This window comes from Phenylobacterium sp. (genome assembly GCF_041920015.1).
GTDB lineage: Bacteria > Pseudomonadota > Alphaproteobacteria > Caulobacterales > Caulobacteraceae > Phenylobacterium.
This window is the reverse complement of sequence record NZ_JAYRST010000029.1, coordinates 1-21,048: the sequence shown is the minus strand read 5'-3', so window position 1 is coordinate 21,048 and position 21,048 is coordinate 1. Positions and strand designations below refer to the sequence as shown.

The 21,048-nt window shown below is 66.7% G+C and carries 22 protein-coding genes and 1 pseudogene; 11 read left to right on the top strand and 12 right to left on the bottom strand.

The window, feature by feature from the left end; genetic code table 11:
* Positions 1-91: 91 nt before the first annotated feature.
* The 4 genes and pseudogenes from ACE3TL_RS08275 to ACE3TL_RS08260 form a co-directional block, all read left to right on the top strand.
* Positions 92-1,405, top strand: a complete 1,314-nt coding sequence (locus ACE3TL_RS08275; RefSeq protein ID WP_374578236.1) for a tetratricopeptide repeat protein — start codon at positions 92-94, stop codon at positions 1,403-1,405.
* Positions 1,406-1,409: 4 nt separating this feature from the next.
* Entirely contained in the window at positions 1,410-2,630 is a 1,221-nt protein-coding gene (locus ACE3TL_RS08270) for an MFS transporter (protein WP_374578235.1), read from the top strand.
* 334 nt (positions 2,631-2,964) lie between these two features.
* The gene (locus ACE3TL_RS08265; RefSeq protein WP_374578234.1) at positions 2,965-3,756 is read left to right on the top strand and encodes a THxN family PEP-CTERM protein; all 792 of its coding nucleotides are present in this window, start codon (positions 2,965-2,967) and stop codon (positions 3,754-3,756) included.
* A 96-nt stretch (positions 3,757-3,852) separates the two neighbouring features.
* Positions 3,853-3,918: pseudogene (locus tag ACE3TL_RS08260) on the top strand (hypothetical protein); the annotation flags it as partial.
* 49 nt (positions 3,919-3,967) lie between these two features.
* Here ACE3TL_RS08260 and ACE3TL_RS08255 read toward each other — a convergent pair.
* Positions 3,968-5,116 (bottom strand): serine hydrolase domain-containing protein, encoded by a 1,149-nt coding sequence (locus ACE3TL_RS08255; protein ID WP_374578233.1) that lies wholly within the window; start codon positions 5,114-5,116, stop codon positions 3,968-3,970.
* Positions 5,117-5,241: 125 nt separating this feature from the next.
* On the opposite strand from ACE3TL_RS08255, the gene rpiB reads away from it, so the two are divergent.
* Both rpiB and ACE3TL_RS08245 read left to right on the top strand, forming a co-directional pair.
* The gene (rpiB, locus tag ACE3TL_RS08250; protein WP_374578232.1) at positions 5,242-5,715 is read left to right on the top strand and encodes a ribose 5-phosphate isomerase B; all 474 of its coding nucleotides are present in this window, start codon (positions 5,242-5,244) and stop codon (positions 5,713-5,715) included.
* Entirely contained in the window at positions 5,712-6,056 is a 345-nt protein-coding gene (locus ACE3TL_RS08245; RefSeq protein ID WP_374578231.1) for a hypothetical protein, read from the top strand. Before rpiB ends, ACE3TL_RS08245 begins: the two co-directional genes overlap by 4 nt.
* 15 nt (positions 6,057-6,071) lie before the next feature.
* On the opposite strand, the gene ACE3TL_RS08240 is transcribed toward ACE3TL_RS08245, so the two are convergent.
* The 6 genes from ACE3TL_RS08240 to ACE3TL_RS08215 all read right to left on the bottom strand — a co-directional run bounded on the left by ACE3TL_RS08240 (position 6,072) and on the right by ACE3TL_RS08215 (position 12,067).
* Positions 6,072-7,277, bottom strand: coding sequence for a cytochrome P450 (locus ACE3TL_RS08240; RefSeq protein WP_374578230.1), 1,206 nt, complete (start codon positions 7,275-7,277; stop codon positions 6,072-6,074).
* A 444-nt stretch (positions 7,278-7,721) separates the two neighbouring features.
* Positions 7,722-8,435 (bottom strand): DUF4276 family protein, encoded by a 714-nt coding sequence (locus tag ACE3TL_RS08235; protein ID WP_374578229.1) that lies wholly within the window; start codon positions 8,433-8,435, stop codon positions 7,722-7,724.
* A gap of 1 nt (position 8,436) precedes the next feature.
* On the bottom strand, positions 8,437-9,588 hold the full coding sequence (locus ACE3TL_RS08230; protein ID WP_374578228.1) for an AAA family ATPase: 1,152 nt from the start codon (positions 9,586-9,588) through the stop codon (positions 8,437-8,439).
* A 351-nt stretch (positions 9,589-9,939) separates the two neighbouring features.
* On the bottom strand, positions 9,940-10,902 hold the full coding sequence (locus tag ACE3TL_RS08225) for an NAD regulator (protein ID WP_374578227.1): 963 nt from the start codon (positions 10,900-10,902) through the stop codon (positions 9,940-9,942).
* Positions 10,902-11,411 carry a tyrosine phosphatase family protein gene (locus ACE3TL_RS08220; protein ID WP_374578226.1) on the bottom strand — a complete coding sequence of 170 codons (510 nt, stop codon included), beginning with the start codon at positions 11,409-11,411 and terminating at the stop codon, positions 10,902-10,904. The genes ACE3TL_RS08225 and ACE3TL_RS08220 overlap by 1 nt, the downstream gene beginning before the upstream one ends.
* Positions 11,412-11,416: 5 nt before the next feature.
* A complete protein-coding gene (locus tag ACE3TL_RS08215) occupies positions 11,417-12,067 on the bottom strand; it encodes a YfbR-like 5'-deoxynucleotidase (RefSeq protein WP_374578225.1) in 651 nt (216 codons plus the stop codon).
* Positions 12,068-12,176: 109 nt separating this feature from the next.
* Between ACE3TL_RS08215 and ACE3TL_RS08210 the strand changes: the two genes are divergently transcribed.
* Together ACE3TL_RS08210 and ACE3TL_RS08205 are read left to right on the top strand one after the other, a co-directional pair.
* Positions 12,177-12,989: a universal stress protein gene (locus tag ACE3TL_RS08210; protein ID WP_374578224.1), complete on the top strand. Its 813-nt coding sequence runs from the start codon at positions 12,177-12,179 to the stop codon at positions 12,987-12,989.
* A 17-nt stretch (positions 12,990-13,006) separates the two neighbouring features.
* Positions 13,007-13,381 carry a hypothetical protein gene (locus ACE3TL_RS08205; RefSeq protein WP_374578223.1) on the top strand — a complete coding sequence of 125 codons (375 nt, stop codon included), beginning with the start codon at positions 13,007-13,009 and terminating at the stop codon, positions 13,379-13,381.
* 9 nt (positions 13,382-13,390) lie between these two features.
* Here ACE3TL_RS08205 and ACE3TL_RS08200 read toward each other — a convergent pair whose 3' ends face one another.
* The 5 genes from ACE3TL_RS08200 to ACE3TL_RS08180 all read right to left on the bottom strand — a co-directional run bounded on the left by ACE3TL_RS08200 (position 13,391) and on the right by ACE3TL_RS08180 (position 19,260).
* Positions 13,391-14,179 carry a hypothetical protein gene (locus tag ACE3TL_RS08200; RefSeq protein ID WP_374578222.1) on the bottom strand — a complete coding sequence of 263 codons (789 nt, stop codon included), beginning with the start codon at positions 14,177-14,179 and terminating at the stop codon, positions 13,391-13,393.
* 76 nt (positions 14,180-14,255) lie between these two features.
* On the bottom strand, positions 14,256-15,128 hold the full coding sequence (locus tag ACE3TL_RS08195; RefSeq protein ID WP_374578221.1) for an AAA family ATPase: 873 nt from the start codon (positions 15,126-15,128) through the stop codon (positions 14,256-14,258).
* A gap of 143 nt (positions 15,129-15,271) precedes the next feature.
* Positions 15,272-15,799 (bottom strand): hypothetical protein, encoded by a 528-nt coding sequence (locus ACE3TL_RS08190; protein WP_374578220.1) that lies wholly within the window; start codon positions 15,797-15,799, stop codon positions 15,272-15,274.
* 45 nt (positions 15,800-15,844) lie between these two features.
* Positions 15,845-17,623 carry a tetratricopeptide repeat protein gene (locus ACE3TL_RS08185; RefSeq protein ID WP_374578219.1) on the bottom strand — a complete coding sequence of 593 codons (1,779 nt, stop codon included), beginning with the start codon at positions 17,621-17,623 and terminating at the stop codon, positions 15,845-15,847.
* On the bottom strand, positions 17,620-19,260 hold the full coding sequence (locus ACE3TL_RS08180; RefSeq protein WP_374578218.1) for a tetratricopeptide repeat protein: 1,641 nt from the start codon (positions 19,258-19,260) through the stop codon (positions 17,620-17,622). The genes ACE3TL_RS08185 and ACE3TL_RS08180 overlap by 4 nt, the downstream gene beginning before the upstream one ends.
* A 308-nt stretch (positions 19,261-19,568) precedes the next feature.
* Between ACE3TL_RS08180 and flbT the strand changes: the two genes are divergently transcribed.
* The 3 genes from flbT to ACE3TL_RS08165 all read left to right on the top strand — a co-directional run.
* Positions 19,569-19,985: a flagellar biosynthesis repressor FlbT gene (gene flbT, locus ACE3TL_RS08175; protein ID WP_374533736.1), complete on the top strand. Its 417-nt coding sequence runs from the start codon at positions 19,569-19,571 to the stop codon at positions 19,983-19,985.
* Positions 19,954-20,325 (top strand): flagellar biosynthesis regulator FlaF, encoded by a 372-nt coding sequence (flaF, locus tag ACE3TL_RS08170; protein WP_374533737.1) that lies wholly within the window; start codon positions 19,954-19,956, stop codon positions 20,323-20,325. The genes flbT and flaF overlap by 32 nt, the downstream gene beginning before the upstream one ends.
* Before the next feature lie 318 nt (positions 20,326-20,643).
* Positions 20,644-21,048 (top strand): flagellin (locus ACE3TL_RS08165; protein WP_374578217.1); only part of this gene is annotated, 405 nt, incomplete at its 3' end.

Below are 21,048 nucleotides of genomic sequence, written 5' to 3'. Positions count from 1 at the left end.
CCTGTAGTCGGAATACGGCCACCGATGAAGCCTCTAGGGTGCGCAGCGCCGCTTCGAACGGCGCACAGCAATCGAATGGAGGCCGCGCGCCGTGAACCTTGACGCCGATCCGCCGCTTTCCACCGCCTCGGACGAGGCCGCGGCCCTCTATCGCGAGGGCGTCGACCTTTCGCTCGCGGCCTGGCCCGGCGCGGCCGAACGCTTTGATGCCGCCATCGCCGCCGACCCCGACTTCGCCATGGCCCAGGCGGCCCGCGCCCGCCTGCACGCCGTCTACGCCCGCCCTGACGAGGCGCGTCGCCAGATGGCCCTGGCCGCCGACCTCGTCGCGCGGAACGGTTCGGAGCACGAGGTCAGCCACATCGACGTCCTGACCCATCTCGTGAACGGCCGTTCGGCTGAGGCGCTGGAGCGCGCGCTCGCCCACGCCGACCGCTGGCCGCGCGACGCCACGATCCTGTCCCTGCCGCTGGGCGCCTTCGGCCTTTTCGCCTTTTCCGGCATGGTGGGGCACCAGCAGGCGCGGGTGGACCTCTGTGCGCGCCATGCGGCCCGGTTCGGCGCGGGCGACTGGTGGTTCCTGTCCTCCTATGGCTGGGCGCTGGCCGAGAACGGCGATGTGGCCCGCGGCCGGGCGATGCTGGAACGCGCCCTCGAACTGCGGCCCGAGAACGCCAGCACCATCCACGCCTTGGCCCATGCGATGTTCGAGGGCGGGGCAGGGGCCGAGTCCGACGCCCTGATCGAGGCCTGGCTGCCGGGTTACGACCGTAGCGGCCTGCTCTACGCCCACATCGCCTGGCACGCGGCCATCACCGCCCTGGAGCGGGGCGATGTCGAGACCGCCCTGGCGATCTACGACGACAAGGTGCGCCCGCCGGTTTCCCAGGCCCTGCCGATCAATGTGGTCAGCGACGGCGCCTCGCTGCTCTGGCGGCTCGACGCCTATGGCCACGGCGCGCCGCGCGACCTCTGGCGCGAGGTCGCCGACTACGCCCGCGCCGCCTTCCCTCGGGCGGGTCATGCTTTCCTCGACGCTCACATGGCGCTGATCGAGGCGACGAGCGGCGACCGCCAGGCCCTGGAAGCGCGGATTTCCACCCTGGAGGCGATGGTCGATTCAGGCGCCATGCCCGCCGGTCCGGTCGTGCCGGCCATCTGCAGGGCCGCGCTCGCCTTCGCCGGCGACGACTTCGCCGGCTGCGCGCGGCTGCTCGAACCCGTCGCGGCCGAGGTCGCCCGCATCGGCGGCAGCGGCGCCCAGCGCGAGATCGTCGAGGACACCCTGCTGGTCGCCCTGATGCGCAGCGGCCAGGCGGCCAAGGCCCGCGCCCTGCTAGACGAACGCCTGCACCGCCGCCCATCCCCGCGCGACGCCCTCTGGCGCGCCCAGCTCGCGGCCTGATCCCATGGCGGTGAGCGAAGCCATGGCCGAGGACGTGATCCTCCCGGCCTCCGTCCAGCGCGGCAACATGGCCCGCCTGGCCCTGGCCCAGGCGCTGGCCGGCGCCAATTCCACGGTGCTCTACGCCACCGGCGCCATCGTCGGGGCCATGCTGGCGCCGATCCAGGCCCTGGCCACCTTGCCGATCTCGATCTTCGTGGTCGGCATGGCCGCCTGCACCCTGCCGGCCGGCGCGGTCGCGCGGCGCTACGGGCGCCGACGCGCCTTCCTGGCCGGGACCGGCTGCGGCGTCGTCACCGGCCTGCTGGCCGCCGCCGCCATGGTGATCGGCTCCTTCTGGCTCTTCTGCCTGGCGACCTTCTTCGGCGGGGCCTACGCCGCGGTCGTGCAGTCCTTCCGCTTCGCCGCCGCTGATGGTGTCGAGCCGGAACGCCGCGCGCGGGCGCTGTCGCTGGTCATGGTCGGCGGCGTGGCGGCCGGCGTCCTTGGGCCGCAGCTCGTCACCTACACCATGGACCTCTGGCCCCCGCACATGTTCGCCGCCACCTATGTGGCGCAGGGCGTGGTGGCGGCGCTCTCTGCCGTCGTGCTGATGGGCGTGCGCCTGCCGCCCCCGGCGAGCGGCGAAGCGGCCGGCGGCGGGCGGCCCCTGGCGCAGATCGTGCGCCAGCCGCTCTTCCTCGCCGCCGTGGTCTGCGGCGCGATCTCCTATCTGCTGATGAACTTCCTGATGACCGCCGCGCCGCTCGCCATGCGGCTCTGCGGCCATCCGCAGGAAACCTCGAACCTCGGCCTGCAATGGCACGTCATCGCCATGTACGCGCCCGGCTTCGTGACCGGCCGCCTCATTGCGCGCCTGGGCGCGGGAAAGGTCGTGACCCTGGGCCTGTTGCTGATCGGCGCCTCGGCCGCGGTCGGCCTGACGGGGATCGATGTCGCCCACTTCTGGCTGACCCTGGTCCTGCTCGGCGTCGGCTGGAACTTCGGCTTCGTCGGCGCCTCGTCCCTGGTGCTGGAGTGCCATCGCCCCGAGGAGCGGACGCGCGTCCAGTCGCTCTACGACTTCATCGTCTTCGGCGTCATGGCGGTCGGCTCCTTCTCTTCGGGCGGCGTGCTCACCGCCTATGGCTGGGACACCGTGCTACGCGTGGCCTTCGTTCCCCTGGCCATCGCCCTGATCGCCGTTCCCCTGGCCATGAGACGCCGGCGCACGGTCAGCCCCTGACGTGAAGTAGCCATCCGGTCGGCGTGGGCCTTCTGGAAAACCGCCTGGGCCGCGCCGCGCCCATCGTCTTGCCTGTGGCCATGCAGGTGAAATAATTGCAGGTTTCCACTTCTGCGATGCGCCGATATTATTTCTATTTTTAGGAGAAAGACGCCCCGACGCCATGGCTGGCGAGGCGCAGGTTCGCCCTTGTATTTCGTCATAATTCCCCTGTCGCGCGAATTTGCCGGCCGAACCGTTCACAAATCTTAACAAATGGTTGTCGTCAGGAGAATTGCTGTTTACCGACAATCCTGGGTGAGGAAGAACGACGTTCTCAAAAGGGGTCAACTCAATGAAACACAAGGCTTGCTCAGGAGCGCCGTTGCGCTCGACGGCTCTCGCCGGAATTGCGCTTCTGGCTATTTCAACTGTACCTGCCGAGGCGGCCACCGTCGCCTTCACGAATGTGAGCGGCTACTGGTACGATGCGGTCGGCGGCAAGAATGTGACGGGCCTGAACACCGCCAGCGTGAATTGGGGCATTCCCAACCCGCCGGGCGGCCAAAAAAGCGGCTACACTTTTACCGGATCTGGTTTCAGCACGACGCTCACTCCGCCTGGCTCGTCGGGCGATGTCGTTATCGGTACGTTCCAGCATCTGAACTTCCCGATCGACAGCGGCTCTTCCATCACCAGCATCAAGCTGGCCTTCACCGCCGATGTCTTGATCGATGGGAATCCATACGGAACCAAGACCTTCAACTATACCTTCTCGCACTGGGAGACGACGAACAACCTTAACCCTTGCGACAACACTTTGCCCAACAACACGGGCCTCAACATCAATGGTTGCGCCGATCAGGTGAAGATGAACTTCGAGTCGGTGTCCGACACCTTCAAGATCGGCGACGAGGTCTACACGCTCAACCTGGCTGGCTTCCTTATCGGCGGCAAGCCGGCCAACGAGTTCTGGACCATGGAGAACGGCACGAGCACCGCCGAAATCCGTGGCCGGATCGACCTCTATTCCGTCGCGACCGCCGTGCCGGAACCGGCGACCTGGGCGATGATGATCTTGGGCTTCGGCGGGGCTGGCGTCGCCATCCGCCGCCAGCGCCGCTTCCAGGCCGTCCAGGCGGCCTGACGCGCCGCCCGACGACCGCTCGCCCGCTCTCTCTCACCTGCCAGGCGAGCCTCTGGGCCGGACCAGACAAGAACGCCGCCCCGAAAGGGGCGGCGTTTGCTTGCCGCCCGCGTCGTTTCGGGCGATTGCCGGTTCGGCGTCATCCTCTCCGGCACGGGCCAGGGCGTGATGATCGCGGCCAACAAGGTGCGCGGTGTGCGCTGCGGCGCCACTAAGGTGTCGTTCCGAGTTCCCGCCCTATTGCCTGGTCGATCCTGGCGAATGGCAGGTGAGGGCTGGGTGACGTGTTTACGAGCGCCACGACCGCCACGTCCTGTCCTACATAGATCTTTAGGTCGCTCGTGAAGCCGTCAATTGCTCCGCCGTGCTTGATGACTTGCGCTTCCGGCTTGCCCGAAATTTCCACTCCGAGGCCATAGCTGGCCGGGCGGGTGGAGCCGTTGCGGCGTGTAAGCAGTGGCAAGCTGCCATCTGCAAGTCGGGCGGGCGTAGTCATTTCGCGATGGCTGTCGGCGCTCAGAAGCCGGTCATGGATCAATGCGTCGCTCCAGACCAGCAAATCACGGACGGTGGAGCGCATGGCGCCGGCCGCATAGGGGACTGACATGTCGACCGGCCGAGCGTTCGCATAGCCGGCGGCATCGGCTTTTAGGCGGTCGTAGCCAGAGGCGCGGCCAGGAACGACATCGCGGGCGTCATCCAATGCTGTGTCCTTCATGCCAAGGGGAACGAAGATCCGCACCTTTAGAAATGAACCCAGCGTTTGACCTGACAGCCTTTCGACAATCGCGCCCGCTAGGGCGTAGTTGGAACTGGAATAGAGGTGCGCGCTTCCTGAAGGAAAGCGATGCAGTGGGCTGGCCTGCAGGACATAGGCGACCAGTTCGTGGGGCGTATGCGGCAGCCGTGTCTCTTTCATGAAATCCGGTTCACGGCCGACATAGTCGATGATACCGGAGGTGTGGCTGAGCAACTGACGAATTGTCGTTGGATCGTCGGTGGGAAACTGTGGCAGGTGCTTTCCCACACGATCATCGAGCGAGAGCTTGCCGTCCTGCGCCAGCAGGAGGATCGCGGCTGCGGTGAATTGTTTCGTGAGCGAACCGATTCGAAAGACTGTAGCGGGGGTGACGGGCGTCTCGGTCTCCAGGTTCGCCATCCCATAACCACGCTGGAAGACGATTTCTCCGCGCCGCATGACGGCGACCGCGCCGCCAGCGGTCCAGCCGCTGTCGATCGGCTCAGCCATGGCGGCATCAATGGCTTGTACTGTCTCGGGCTCCAGGGGAGCCGCATGAGCCGCCGAAAAGTGGAGCGCCAACCCAAATATGGCCGCTGCCGACCATGCCTTTATGTCCATGCAGAGGTCTCCTCTCCGGTCGAGCAAGCTGGACCTCGGGCGCGCGGACTGTAGGTGCAAAAATCAGTCCGCGCTACGAGGAGACGCCTTGTATGCTGGTTCACCCCAAGCTCCGAAATCCGCCCATGACCGCCAGCAAACGCATCGTCCTTTCCAGCGACCACGCCGCCATTGCGCTGCGCCAGGCCATCGCCGCCCATATCTCAGCCCAGGGCTGGGAGGCCGTCGACATCGGGCCGACGACGCCGCAGAGCACGCCCTATCCGCTGTACGCCGAGGCCGCCGCCCGCCGCGTCGTCTCCGGCGACTGCCGGTTCGGCCTCATCCTCTGCGGGACGGGCCAGGGCGTGATGATGGCGGCCAACAAGGTGCGCGGCGTGCGCTGCGGCGTCTGCGTCGACACCTTCTCGGCCCGCATGATCCGCCAGCACAACGACGCCAACATGCTCGCCATCGGCGCGCGGGTGGTGGGCGAGGGCCTGGCCCTCGACATCGTCGACGCTTTCCTTGCCGCCGCGTTCGAAGGCGGCCGCCACGCGCCGCGGGTCGAGATGATCATGGCGCTGGAAGCGCGCCCTGAAATGGAAGGCGGAGTATGACGCCGAAGAGGGCCGTACTCGCCTGTGTGCTCATGCTTGGGTTTGCGGACCTCGCGGTAGCCGGCGACTTCAAGGCGGGAGTGGCCGCCCACTATGTCGGCCAGGGAACCTGCATGGGGTGGAACGTCGCCGACCGTGAAGGCGGCGCCAACTCGGCCCAAGTCAACTGGGTGCTGGGCTTCCTCTACGGGCGGGCTGCATATCGCAAGCGCGATTTCCGCGTGCCGATCGATACGGCTGAGGTCTGGAATCGCATTGATCGCAAATGCCGGAGCGATCCCAGGAAGCAGATCGGCACGGTGGCCTACGAGATCGAACGGGAATTGCTGGCCAGACGGTAGGCGCGGCTTCCGCCCTCACCCCCGCACCACCAGCGCCTCCATGCCCCGGAAGAACGGCAGCGCCCGCCAGGTCGGCCGATCGCCGGCCAGTTCCAGGTCGGGGAACCGCTGGAACAGCCGCGTCAACGCCTGCTTGGCCTCGATGCGGGCCAGCGGCGCGCCGATGCAGATGTGGCTGCCGCCGCCGAACGCCACGTGCGGGACGTGCTTGCGGGTGATGTCGAAGCGGTCGGGCTCCTCGAACACCTCCGGATCGCGATTGGCCGCGTGCAGCGAGGTGATGACCGACTGGCGCGGATGCATCGGGCATCCGCCGACCGTGCGCTCGTCGCTGATCACCCGGTTGGTGATCGCCACCGGGCCTTCGTAGCGCAGGATCTCCTCCACCGCCGGCCCGGCCAGCCCCGGATCGGTCTTCAGCTTGGCCAACTCCTCGGGGTGGTTCAGCAGCAGCCACACCCCGTTGCCGATCAGGTCGGTGGTGGTCAGGTTGCCGCCGATCAGCAGGGCCGAGAGGTTCACTCGCACCTCGTCGTCCGACAGCGGCGCGCCGCCCGCCTGGAGTTGCACCATGTCGGTGATCAGGTCGTCGGCCGGCTGCGCCCGCCGCGCGGTCATCAGCTCGGTGAAATACTCGGTCAGCTTGGCCGAACCCCACTCCATCCGCTCGGTCTCCTGCGGCGTGCGCAGCGGATTGAGCCCGAGGATCGAGGCCTCCGACCATTCGCGGAATTCGCGGAACCGCTCGCGCTCGACCCCCAGTATGGCGGCGATGGCCAGGATCGGGATCGGAATGGCCACGTCGCCGATCAGGTCGAACGGCGCCCCCTGCGGCGCGGCGTCGATCACCTCGTCGACGATCGCCTCGATCTGCGGCTTCATGGCGTTGATCCGTGCGTAGAACGCCTTGGCCAGCGGCAGGCGCACGCGGCTGTGGTCCGGCTCGTCCATCGACAGGATGCTGTCGACCCGCGGCGCGTCCGGGTCGCGGTCCATGCGCCGCAGCAGCGCCCCTTCCTCCGCATGGGTCCAGTGGCGCCACAGGCTGCGGTCGTTCACCGTCTCGCGCACCTCGGCGTAGCGCGTCAGCAGCCAGGTCTTCACCGGCTCGTCGCGCAGCACCGGACACTGCTCGCGCTGCTCCTTCAACCGCCCATGCGGATCGACCCGCGCCACCGGATCGAAAGCCGACGTCTCCACGATGCTCCACGGCCCGGACATGGCGTTCCTCCCTGTATCGTACCTGCGCGCCAGCATGCCCCGAAACCCGGGCGGCTCAAGGGCGACGTGGCGGAAGGGCGGGCGGGATTTGGGGGGCGAAGAGGGGCGTGCGCTCAGGCCGCCCGCCCCCGCTCATCGCGGTTTCGGCGCAGCCGAAGACCGGAACCCAACGAGCTACGCCCGCCGCCAATCAAGACACCCTCGATCCAGCCCGCAATACGCAGGAACCCAAGCTGAGCTAGGTGTGGTGCGGGCTGTCTGCGAGGGGCTCGTAGCGGCCCATCGCGACGTCCGCATTCTGGCGTGAGGCATTCTTACTCATCCTCACAATTGAGGATCCGGATCAAGGCCGCCCTTTGATCAACGATTCCAGCGGCAGGTGACCAATCACGTTAATCTCGACGAGATTCACACTATGGTGCGCCTACCAGCTCACAGTCGCAGTTATGCGGGACCCGGCTCGGCCGCCGGGGTGATGGCCTTCTCGAGGCGCGACAGCCATTCGTCAAAATGAGGACACGCCGCGCGAAGCGCCGGCAAGCCAATCTCGGCAGCGATGATCGGACCAGCCGATGTCTTCATCCCTTCGTATTCGGGGAAGCGCCTGATGATGCGCTTGGACGGCGCGGTCTCCCGACCTTGGTTGACCTCCTCTGGGCTCAAGGTGCCGATGTCTGCTTTAAGGGCGACGCCAGCGTCCACCTCACCAGGAAATGCCGAAGCAATCGCCTCGCAACTTGTCAGCAGCAGCGCTTCAAATTCATGGAGCTGGAGGTAAGGCGTGAAGCGGTAGTAGCCATCGCGAGCAAGATCTTGAGACCAAGCGGCTTCGAGGCCGGCAACGCGCGCCATCGGCGGTGCCGCAGGCGCTGCGGCCAAGCCCGGGAAGTCGGCTGGGATAGCGTAGAGGTCGGCCATGGTCGTCACCCAGGCCCGATCACTCGTCTCCTGTCGAAATATCCGAACCAGGGTATCGCGAGCAAGATCGTATCGTACCCAGCCGCCCTTGTGACGCCGCGCATTCGCACCTTTCTTGGTTGGAAAGAGAATGGGCCGCACTTCCACGCCGCGCGACTGGAAGTGCGAGGCGAGCAGGAGGCCGCAGAAGTGCTCCTCCGTTTGGCCTTCGCAGTAGATGTAGAGACGCTCGATCGCCAAGCTATTCGGCCGCAATCGGTTCGGGGCGACCACCCAACACGTTCATGTCCCAAAGGTCGCTGAGCTGATACTCGTCGAGCCACTGGGTGAGCATCTCCGGATGCAGTCGGCGGATGTCCGTGGCTCTGCCCTTGCGCTCCACGACTAACACCGCCTCGGGGTCGAATTCGTTCAGGAGGAGCGGCGACTGCGTGGCTACGAGGCACTGATGCGTCAGAGACGTAGCCTTCAGGATTCCTGCAACCAGCCTGACCGCAGCCGGATGTAACCCAAGCTCCGGCTCATCGATAATGATCATCGGCGGCAGGGTATCAGGCGGTTGCAGGAGCAGGGTCAGAAGTGCCATGAGTCGCAGTGTCCCATCGGAAATCTGGTCTGGTCCAAACTCGAACTCGGTGCCGCGTTCGCGCCATTGTAGGAGCACCCGCCCGTTGGTCGGCTCAAGTACGAAGTCATCGAAGAACGGTGCAACGAGGCGCAGGGTATCGACAATCCGATCATAGTGATCTCTTGAATAGTTGCGCATATGCCGCAGGAAGGAACCCAAATTTCCTGCATCGCTCCGAAGATAGCGGACGTCATCGACTGGCGATTTCTGTTTGAGACGCGAATCCCGCGACGTATCGTGGAATTGATAGACGCGCAGGCCCTGCATCAGCCGCAAGATTGTCCGCTTAGTCTTTCCGACATCTTCCCCATTGCTGGCCTTGAGCAACTGGGGGCTGCGGTGCCCCACCCCTAGGTCGATCCATTTCTCGTTGGGATTCTTACGCGCAGCGCTGGAGAAGCGGCACTTCTCCTCAAGGAAGATCAAGGTATCGTTAGCCGCATACCCCAGACGGAATCGGTAATCGTTCAGACCTTGCCGCGTCGAGACGGTAATCTGCGCCTCGATCTGCGGCGTCCGCTTTGGGCCGTCATGGAGAAGCTGGCTCGCGCCGCCAGCACCACCGACGAAGCTGTCTAGGCCGCTTTCCGAGGAGAGCATGTAGCCAAGCATTTGCAGGAAACCGATGACGCTCGACTTACCCGCACCGTTCGGGCCGATTAGGACATCGAGATTGCTGAACTCGATGTCCTGCGCCTCAACACTTCGGAAGCCGCGTATCTCCGCGCGGGTCAGTTTAGGAAGATCGATCTTAGGTTTCTGCATTGTCTCAGAATAGGTGATTGCGTGCGGCTCCAGCTTAGCGACCCGCGCTCAGTTATCCCGTAACACGGCTGAGTTGCCGGGATCGTATATGCCTTGCTTGCGGATTGACAGGACGCGTGCGCGGAGGTGAACGGAACGGGAGAAGGGCTCAAGCGACGTCGGTGCTGGGCAGAAGTTGTCGCCAGACCTATCGACCGCTGTGCAGGCCGACACGATTTCGGCAATTGAGAATCTTGCGTCGCTCCTAGCGGACAAGTGTCGGCTCCCTGCCGCGCTCTCAACTTTCGCTCACGGCGCTTTCCAACCCTGAGAGCACCTCGCACACTGAGGTGATCTCAGGCCCTCCGCACTCTAATCCCTCAGCAGCGGCAGCGACAGGCCGCTCACCGGACGCGCGCTCAGCATTTCCCGGCGGAAGCGGAAGAGTTCGGCCGGGCGGCCGCCGGTCTCGGCGTCGACGCGGCCCAGGCCCTCGACCAGGCCGGCGCGCTCCAGGGCGCGGCGGAAGTTCTGCTTGTGCAGCGGTACGCCGGCGACGGCCTCCACCGCCCTTTGCAGGGCCGAGAGGGTGAAGGCCTCGGGCATCAGCTCGAACACCACCGGGCGGTATTTCAGCTTGCCGCGCAGGCGCGAGAGCGCGGTGGCCAGGATGCGGCGGTGGTCGGAGATCATCGGCTCGCCCAGGGCCGCGGCCAGGGCTTCGGAGCGGGCAGGGGGCGCCTCGCCGCGGTCGCGGGCCGCCTCGGGCGCCAAGCCCGCCTCGTAGAGCAGTTCGTAGCGCTCCAGCACCCGCTCCTCGTTCCAGGGCGCCTCGTCCAGGGCGAACAGCAGCCGCGCGCGGGCGGCGGCCTCGGGGCGGCCTGTGGCCCAGCGCTCCAGGGCCGGGGCGATGGCGTCCAGGGCGGCGGGGCGGCCCTCGCGCCAGTCCTCATAGGGGAAGAACCGCGTCCAGTCGGCCCAGGCGGTGTCGGGCGCCGTCGTGTCGACCGCCTTGGGAGTCAGGGCCAGGTAGCCGACCGAGATCACCCGCCCGGCCCCCGCGCGGCCGTCGTCCACCACCGCCACCGGCGCATAGCGGCCCTTGTCGCCGAAGGTGTAGAGCTGCTCCACATAGCCGAGGTCGAACCGCGTCTGGGCGGTCACGAAGGCGCGCAGGGCCAGTTCGAAGGTGCGGTCGCCGTCGGGATCGAACGGGCCGAAGGGCAGGCCGGGGGCGCCCTGGCCCGGCGGGCGCACGGTCAGGACCACGGCCTCGCCCCCCTTCACCGCGATCACCACCGCCGACAGTCCGATGACGACCGGGGCGCTCTCCATCAGAACGCCGCCGGCAGGTCGAACGGCCGGGCGCGGGTGTAGTCGTAGTCGCCCATCGCCTCGACCGCCTGCACCATCCGGCCGCGGCGGCCCAGCAGGGTGTCGGCCAGGGCGACGATGCGGCGGTTGGGGCTGGCGTGGACCGCGCTGGCGCGCATGTGCAGAGCGATCTCGCGTTCGTCGGCGTGGGGGTTGCGGTCGCAGGCGATGGCGAAGGCGCCGGCGGTGGAGCGGCTGATCCCCGCCCAGCAGTGCACCAGCATCGGGGCGCTGGCGTCCCAGCCGCGGCTGAATTCCAGCAGGCGCAGGACCAGGGCCTCGTCGGGCAGCACCAGGCCTTCGGCCGGTTCGGCGATGTCGTTGACCGCCAGCTTAAGGTGCCGCTCGGGGGGCAGGGGCGAGAGGGCCTCGCCCAGGCTGGCGCCGTCCAGCAGGGTGATCATGTGCGAGGGCGCGCGGGTGGCGATCAGGCCGGGCGCCTCGGCCAGTCCGCAGATGATCAGGGTCATGGGCGCTACTCGGTGTCGAAAGCCGCGTCCGGGTGCGTGGTCGCGAATCCCGCCGCCTCCGAAAGGACATTGTAGCGCTGAATGTAGCGCGATTGCGCCTGGGCCGGCGCCTGCGGGTCGATGATCAGGTCGTAGCCGGGGGGCGGGGGGCCGAAGATCTCCAGCGCCTCGGCGTGCTCGAAGCCGGCGAGCTGCGTCGCCTCGAAGAAGGCGCAGGCCCGATCCGCCTGCTTTATCAAGGCCTTGATGTCGGCCGGCGTCTTGGCCGGGATGCCGAAGCGGACATGGATCGCCGTCTCCAGCCGCTCCTCGAATTTCCGATAATCCATGCCCAGCGCCGCCTTGAACGGGCTGATCATGTCCCCGATCACATATTCCGAAGCATCGTGCAGCAAAGCCGCCAGCCGCCACCGCGGCTCCAGCTCCGGCCGCAGGTGCGCGCAGATCTCCTCGACCACCACCGAATGCTGGGCGACCGAGAAGGCGTGCTCGCCCACCGTCTGCCCGTTCCACCGCGCCACCCGGGCCAGGCCGTGGGCGATGTCCTCGATCTCGATGTCCATCGGCGAGGGGTCCAGCAGGTCCAGCCGCCGCCCCGACAGCATCCTCTGCCAGGCCCGCGGTTCCTTGTGCGATGCACGCAGCCCTTTCCTCACCGACGCGTTCCTTTCACAGTCAAGGTCGTGAACTGACCCAGGATTTGCCAAAGATCAATGCGTGGCGCGTCATGGCGGCTCCAGGTCTGACGACGAAGAGGTGCGAGCGATGAGTTGGGCGAGAATCATGGCGCCGCTGTCGGGCGGCGAGGGCGACAAGGCCGTGATCGCTGCGGCGGCCACGCTGGCGCGGCCCTTCGGCGCGGAACTGGCGGGGGTCTATACGCCGGCCGACGTCGCCGACGTGATGCCCTGGATGGGCGAGGGGTTCCTGGGCGGCGTGCAGACGACGGCGCTGGAATCCCTGAAGGAGGCCGCTGCGGCGGGCGAGAAGCACGCGCGGGCGGCGATGGAGGCCACGGCCTATCCGAAGGGCCAGTTCGTCGCCCTGCAGACGCCGGTCTGGGCCGGCCTCTCGGCTGAAAGCCGTCTGTCCGACGTGGTGGTGTTCAGCAACGATTCGGCGCGCGGCCGCGGACCGCTGGCCGAGGCGTTCCAGCAGGTGGTCGCCGACGAGCAGCGGCCGGTCCTCATCGCCCGCGACGGCTTCGCGGTGGGCGGGCCCGTCGCGGTGGCATGGGATGGCGGCAAGGAGGCTTCGCGCGCCGCGCGGCTGGCCCTGCCGCTGCTGGAGAAGGCGTCCAAGGTGGTGATCCTGGCCGCGCCCAAGGCGACCTCCCGTAGTTTCGATCCGGGCCGGCTGCAGGCCTATTACGCCGCCCGCGGCATCACCGCCGAGGTCGATATCCTGCCCGACAGCGGCGATGCGGCGCCTCTGCTGCTCTATGCGGCGCAGAAGGTCGAGGCGGGCGTCCTGGTCGCCGGCGCCTTCGGGCACCCGCGGCTGCAGGAGTTCGTCTTCGGCGGCACGACGCGGACATTGCTCTCGGCCGAACAGCCTTCCCTGTTCCTCTCGCACTGATCTTCGAGGTTATCGACATGACCCTGTCGCGTATCGTGATGCGGCTCGCCCGCAATCCTGGCACCGAGTTCGCCGGTGGCGACGACCATCGCGGCTACGCCCTGACCGCGCCGCTCACCGCCGACGGCCTGCTCGACCTGGAGGCTTATGGCAAGACCAAGGCCGAATGCGTGGTGCGCCGCTTTGCGCCGGACGAAGACGCCGCCGACGGCCGGCTGGCGCGCCGGGGCAGCCGCTGGTTCTTCGACTATGACGAGGGGGATTCGGCCGATGACGAGCCGGTCCACCGCCTCGGCGAGCATCGCTTCGCAGTCGGGGAATACGTCACCGTGACCGACGAAGAGGGCCGGCCGCTTACCTACAAGGTGGTGGAGGTTCAGCCGGCGAACTGAGGCGGGGCCTCAGACCCCGCCATTGCGCCGCACCAGCTCCTGGACGTCATGCTGGATGCGGTCGCCGGACTCGGTGTCGGTCTTCGAGCGGATCTTGGCCACCGTCAGCGGGCCGGTCTTGGGCCCGCCGGCTTCGTAGCCGATATAGCGGTAGCCCGCGGGCAGGTCCCTGCCGGTGTAGATGAAGCTGGCGCGCACGCCGCGTTTCTTGGTGGAGAGCGCCTCGCCGCGCATGCGCACGTCGCGATAGACATTGACGATGGCGTCCTCGCCGGATGCGTCGACCTTGATCGGGCCGATCCGGACATTGGCGGTGCTGTCGTCGGCGGAGATGTGGACGCCTGGCAGGTTGATCTGAGCGCTGTCCCGGGGCTCGTCCGGGTCATGCCCGCCGGAACTGACGCCGGCGTCGGCGGCCGCCTCGGCCTGGACGCGGGCGACTTCGGCGGCGATGGCGCCCATCGTGGCCTTGGCGGCCGCCGCGTCGGCGATGGTCCTGGCGGTGTCGGCCTGGTCGGCTACCGCTTCCGGCGACATCGGGCCGGGCGTGCTGCGCAGCTCGGTCTCGATCCTGGCCAGGGTCGCTTCGGGACTGTCCTTCACAGGAACCAGTGCAATCGAGACCTCCGCGCCATCAGACGAGCGGTAGGCGCAGGCCTTGCCGCCGTCAGTGACGCCGGTCCGGGTCAGGTCCCCCTCGCTGGCCGGGCATTGCAGCTTGGCCACCGAATAGGACGCACCCTGGCTGCAACCGGCGAGCGCCAGGGTCGAGGCTGCGATCAGCAGAGGGGTCTTCATCCGACGTGGCTCCAATCAATCTCCAGAGGAGCGTGATCGGAGCGCTTTGAAACGTCGAGTGAATTCCCCGTAAGTCTTACTGCTGGCCGGGCCGCGCGCCGGCGCCTTCGCGGCGGGCGAGGAAGGCCAGGCGCTCGAACAGGTGCACGTCCTGCTCGTTCTTCAACAGAGCGCCGTGCAGGGGCGGGATCAGCTTGGTCGGATCCTTTTCCTTCAGCGCGTTCTCGTCGATGTCCTCGACCATCAGCAGCTTCAGCCAGTCGAGCAGTTCGGAGGTCGACGGCTTCTTCTTCAGGCCCGGAACCTTGCGCATGTCGTAGAAGATGCGCAGCGCCTCGGCGACGAGCTTCTGCTTGATGCCCGGATAGTGAACCTCGACGATCTCGTTCATCGTCTCGGTGTCGGGGAAGCGGATGTAGTGGAAGAAGCAGCGGCGCAGGAACGCGTCCGGCAGTTCCTTCTCGTTGTTCGAGGTGATGATGACGATCGGGCGAACTGCCGCCTTGATGGTCTCGTTGGTCTCGTAGACGTAGAATTCCATGCGATCGAGCTCCTGCAGGAGGTCGTTCGGGAACTCGATGTCGGCCTTGTCGATCTCGTCGATCAGCAGGATCGGGCGCTTCTCGGCGGTGAACGCCTCCCAGAGCTTGCCCTTCTTGATGTAGTTGCGGACGTCCTTGACCCGCTCGTCGCCGAGCTGGCTGTCGCGCAGGCGGGTGACGGCGTCGTATTCGTAGAGGCCTTGCTGGGCCTTGGTCGTCGACTTGATGTGCCAGGTGATCAGCTCGGCGTCGAGCGCCTTGGCGATCTCATAGGCCAGGACGGTCTTGCCGGTGCCCGGCTCGCCCTTGATCAGCAGGGGCCGCTCCAGCGCAACCGCCGCGTTGACGGCGACCTTGAGGTCTTCTGTGGCGACGTAATTGTCGGTGCCTTCAAAACGCTGGTTCATTCGCGCTCCTCAGAGGACGGGGCAGTATGGCTCCCGTTTCGAACAAATGTTTCAACCTGAGGCCAAACTAAAGACCCGGGCGGGACATTCAAGCTGATTGAGCGTGGTCAGCGGGCCTTTGTCACAAGGACCGCAAGGTTTCCCTAGCGTCGGGGGCGGGTCACCGAAACCGGATCGGAGGCGGGAAAGCTATCTTCCAGGCCGATTTCCAGCGCTTCTTCGGCGGCAGGATCGGTTCGGCCCGCATAACCCATGCGCAGCAGGTCCTGGTCGCTGAGGCCCTTGGCCTGGAAGTTGGTGAAGTCGTCCTCGCCGCCGCTGACCTCGCCCGCATCGGCCACCTGGTCCAGGCCCTCGAGCGAATCGGGGGCGACCTGATCCTCGTCGAAGCCCTGATCTTCATCCTCGTAGGCGGCGGCGCGATAATCGAGCTCGTGATCCTCCTCCAGGTCGCCGTCGTCGAAGGCGTCCTCGTCGAATTCGTCGGCGTCGAGGGCGGCCGCTTCACTCTCGTCGCGATCGCCATCGGCGCGGGTGGCGTCGAAGAGATCGGGCAACTCCTCGAAGGTCCGCATCTCGTTGAGTTCCTCGTGCTCGTCGAGATTGGCTTCGTCGAAGGCTTCGGCGCCGTCCTGGTCGTCGTAGCCGTCGTTCTCGCGGATATCGGGCATGGCGGAATCCCTATCGGGAGGGCGCGCAAGGCGCCGGATAGGAAATCAACCCGCCGCGCACGCCGCCGTTCCCTGGGTCGCTTCCAGAGCCAGGGCCTGGGCGATGTCGCCCATGACGGCTTCCCACGCGCCGTGGCTTTCCGGGGCAAAGGCCCGGACCTGGCTGTACCAGGGATAGCGGTCGGTCCCGAGGCGGGTCCAGGCGGCCTTGGCGCCGACCAGCCAGGCCGGCGCGCCGCAGGCTGCGGCGATGTTGAAGGTGGCGTTCGAAAAGCCGAGGACCAGATCGGTCGCGCAACAGAGCGCGGCGACATCGTCGAGGTCGTTCTTCAGATCGATACCGGGCGGGGTCCACACCTCGGCGCCGAACTGGTTGCGGGCGTGGGCGAGGGCCGCCGACTGGTCGCCGTACTGGAGATTGATGAAGCTGACGCCCGGCGTGCGCAGCACCGGCTCCCAATGCTCGAACGGCGCAAAGAGCTGGTAGCGGCTGGCGTTGAGCACCAGGCTGGTCCAGAGGATGCCGACCTTCAGGCCCGGCAGGTCCGACAGCGCCTCCCGCCAGTGGGCGACACGCGCCGCGTCGGGAGCCATGAATCCGCCGGGGCGTTCAGGGAAGGCTTCGATGGATGGCCGATAGGCCTTGAGCAACTCGCCCATCGGCGCCCAGAGGTCCACGTCGCTCCAATCCTTGACACCGGCCGCGGCGCGGAAGGCGCGCCCTTCGCGCTTGAGCGTCAGGTGCTTGTCGAAGGCGACGCCTGGAAAGCTGCGGCGGAACAGCGGCAGGAGCCGGTCGGTCACGGCAAGAGTCACGCGGCCCTCGGGGCCGACCGCGTCCAGGGCGTCGTCCAGGGCGTTGGCGAACAGGATCTCGTCGCCCAGGCCCTGTTCGCCGAACAGCATCAGGTGGCGCGCGCTCAGGTCGGCGCCGGCCGTCCAGCGCGGCCGGTCGGTCATGAAGTGGATGGGCTCGGCGAACGCCTTGTCCAGCCGGGCGTCGTAATAGGCCCACCCCTGTTCCAGGTCGCCCAGACCCAGCAGCATGGTCGCCATGGAGAACCGCATCATGGCGAGGTCTTCCGGCGTATCGGCCAAGGTGATGGCGCGCCGGCAATGGTCGAGCGCCTCGGCCGTCTCGCCCTGGGCGAAGAGCATGTTGGAGAGGTTGTAGAGGGCCTTGGCGTAGTTGGGATCGAGCCGCAGCGCCTCGCGGTAGAAGATTTCGGCTTGCTCGATGTCGCCCTGGTCGCCGATCACCGTGCCGAGCGTCAGCCACAGCATCGCCGCCTCCGGCTCGGCGATGATCGCGGTCCGCAGCACATCGACCGCCTCGTCGAAGCGCATCAGGCGGCGGAGCAGGGCGCCGAGATTGTTGGAGGCTTCGCGCGCGCCCGGCTGACTGCTCAGGCAATGGCGGAACAGCGCTTCGGCCTGCGGGTACATCTCCATGCGGAAGGCGAGGCGGCCGAGGTCGTGGGCGATGTCCGGATCGGCCGGGGAGAGCGCGAAGGCCCGCTCGTAGGCGTCGAGGGCGCCGGCGCGGTCGTCGATCTTGTCGCGCGCGATGCCCAGCAGATGCCAGCCATAGACGATGTTCCCGTCCAGCTTCAGCGCCGCCTCGGCCAGGCTGGCGGCTTCGCTGAAACGGTCGGCGTTGGCCAGCGCCAGCGCATCCTGCAACTGCCTCAAGGCCGCGCGCGTGGCCTTGAAGGAGGCGATCTCCGCGCCCAGGCGGGCCAGTTTCGCCGGCGCGGCGGCGTCGCCGACCGGGCCGCCGTCCATCGGCGCGCGACGGATCGGCTGGGAGGTTTCCTCGCTCATGCCTGCAGCCTGGCCGCGGGGGCGGCGAAGTCCGCCAGGGCTTGCGCCACCTCCTGCATCAGGGGTGGCCAGTCGCCGGAGACCGCCGGCCAGAAGGCGCGGACCTGACTGTACCAGGGATAGGCATCCTCACCCAGGCGCGCCCAGGCGTCGGGCAGGGTGAGCAGCCAGGCGGGGGCCCCCGTCGCGGCGGCGAGGTTGAAGCTGGCGTTGGAGAAGCCCACCGTCAGGTCCAGAGCGCAGGCCAGGGCGGCGACGTCGTCGAGGTCGTTCTTCAGGTCGATGCCTTCCGGCTGCACGATCTCGACCCCGAACTCGGATTTCGCCTTGGCGATGGCCTCGCGGCAATCACCGTATTGCAGGTTCACGAAGGTCACGCCCGGCGTGCGCAGAATGGGCTCCCACGCGTCGAACGGCGCGAAATAGCGGTAGCGCGTGGAATTGATGAGCATGCTGGTCCACAGCAAACCGACACGCTTGCCTGGCAGATCCGCGAGCGCCTTGCGCCAATGGGCGATGCGGGCCGGATCGGCCTGCATGAAACCTTCGGGCCGATGTGGGTACGCCGCGACCTGCCGTCGGAACTGGCGCGTGGCTTCGCCGAGCGGCGCCCAGAGGTCCACCGTGGCCCAGTCCTCGATGAACGGCGCGCCACGTACGCTCTTGCCGCCGGTCCGCATCGAGGCGTGGGCGCCGACGACGGCGCGCGGATAGCTGCGCTCGAACAGCGGGACCAGGCGGTCGGTGACCGCCAGGCTGAGCCGCCCGCCTGGGCCCAGGGCTGCGATCACGTCGTCCAGCGGGTTGGCGAACAGGATCTCGTCGCCCAGCCCCTGTTCCCCGATCAGCAGCAGGTGGCGGCCCTCGATGTCCATGCCCGGCTCCCAGCGCGGGCGGGTGGTCAGGAAGTGGAGCGGATCGCAATAGGTCGGTTCGAGCCGGGCAGTGTAGCTGTCCCAGCCTTCGCCCAGCTCACCCTGCGCCAGCAGCATGGCGGCGAGGGCGAAGCGCATGGTGGTGCTGTCTTCCGGGGTTTTGCTGCCAGCGATGGCCTGGCGGCATTCGGCGATGGCCTCCTCCCGGCGTCCCAGGGCGAACAAGGTGTTGGAGAGGTTGTAGCGCGCCTTGGCTTCATCGGGGTTCAGGCGCAGGGCTTCGGCGTAGAAGACCGAGGCCTGCTCGACGTCGCCCATGTCCTCGAGCACGGTGCCGAGGGTGTTCCAGAGCATGACCTTGTCGGGATGGGCGCCGATGGCCGGTTTCAGAACCTCGATGGCCTCATCGTAGCGCATCTGCTCGCGCAGGACGCCAGCCAGGTTGTTGCTACTCTCCGGCGCGAAGGGACGGAAGGAGAGATAGTGGCGGAACAGCGCCTCGGCCTGCGGATACATCTCCATCTTCGAGGCCAGGCGGCCAAGATCGTTGGCGATGGGCGGATTGGTCGGGTCCAGCGAGAGACCGCGCTCGTAGGCTTCCAGCGCGCCGGGCCAATCGTTCAGGTGTTCGCGTGCGATGGCCAGCAGGTGCCAGGCGTGGATGAGAGACGGATCGCGCTCGACAGCCTTTTCGGCGGCGATCCTGGCGCCGTCGTAGTCCTTGGCGCTGATCAATGAGAGCGCGCGCTTCAGGTGGGGCAAGGCGGCGGCCTTCAACGCGCCGAGCTCGGTCCTGAGACGTTTTACCGCATCCCCCGAGGCGGAGTCGCCCGCTGGCCCTCCGAGGGATTTTGCGAGACGGCGTTGCGCGCCCCCGGAATCCGAAGCCTCGGCCATTACGCGATCCTGTGATCCTGCATGGCGCGACCTTGAAAAATTATGCTTAACGGTCTGCTAATGGGCTCCGGGCGGGTGGTCGCAAGAAGCGGTTAACCCCTCCGATCTAGCCTGCCTCAATCGGACTGCCGACCGCAGAGACCTGGGTGAGGCGCCTCTTTGGAGACTGAGGAATGCCGCTGAAGCTGTCCCTGAAGCCGGGCGAGAAGTTCGTGCTCAATGGCGCCGTCGTCCAGAACGGCGATCGCCGCACGACGCTGGTGCTTCAGAACAAGGCTTCGGTGCTGCGCGAAAAGGACATCATGCAGCCGGAGGATGCGGCGACGCCTGCGCGCCGAATCTATTTCCCGATGATGATGATGTACCTCGATGATGCGGGGGCCAATCGGTACTACGACGAGTTCGTCCAGCGCCTGACGGAGTTCATGGGCGTGATCCGCAATCCCGACGTGCTCGCCGATTGCGTGGCCATCTCCAAACACGCCATGGCGCGCGAATACTACAAGGCGCTGATGTTGTGCCGGAAGTTGATCGACTACGAAGACGAGAGGTTGGGGAATGTCGCTTCGAGCCTACCAACAGGCGGCTAGTCGGACGGAAGCGCCGAGGGACGCCGAGTATCGCCTGTTCGGACAGGTGACTCGCGCGCTGATCGCCGCATCGGAGGCGCCTGAGGCGGAAATCGCCAGGCGTATCGATGCGATCGACTGGAACCGGCGCCTGTGGTCGACGCTGGCGCGCGACTGCGCCGAGCCTGGCAACAGGCTGCCGCAGGAGGTCCGTGCCGGCATCATATCGCTCAGCCTGTTCGTCGGACGTCATTCGAGTGAAGTGATGCGTGGCGACGACGATTTCGAGACCCTCATCGAAATCAACAAGATCATCATGCAGGCCCTGTCGCAGAAGTCGGACGCGCCGGCGGCGGCCTGACAGCGGCCGCAACCGTTAATTTTGAACCCGATCGGAGCGCCGGCTGACAGCCGGCGCTTTTGTTTTGCGCGCCGCCTTTGTGCGTGGTGCGGTTTTTGCCCATCGGCAAAAATTGCCGCGTGAATCGGCAAAAATTGCCGACCCATTTTGGGAATCGGCGTTATCCGCTTGGTTGACCCGGGGTAAACGAAAAAATGCCAGCAAAAACAGATGGTTGTCAGGGTTCTGACTTGGCCTTGCGATTGCTTGGAAAGGGGCGGGCAAAACGCCTCCGGCAGTCAAAACGACGCCGGTCCCTGAGAAAAGGAACCATGTGCTATGGCCATGAATTCGGTTAACACGAACCAGGGCGCGATGATCGCGCTCCAAAACCTGAACTCCACCAACAAGGACCTGGGCACTGTCCAGAACCGGGTGAACACCGGCCTGAAGGTCGCCTCCGCCAAGGACAACGGCGCCATCTGGGCCATCGCCCAGAACCAGCGCGCAGAGTCCAGCTCGCTCAATTCGGTCATCTCGTCGCTGCAACGCGGCCAGTCGGTGGCTGACGTGGCGATGTCGGCCGGCACCGCCATCTCGGACATTCTCGTCCAGATGAAGGAAAAGGTCCTGGCGGCGACGGAAGCCGGTCTCTCGACCGCCTCCAAGCAGGCCCTCAGCGATGAATATCAGTCGCTGCGCGATCAGATCAACACGATCGCCAACAATGCGTCCTTCGACGGC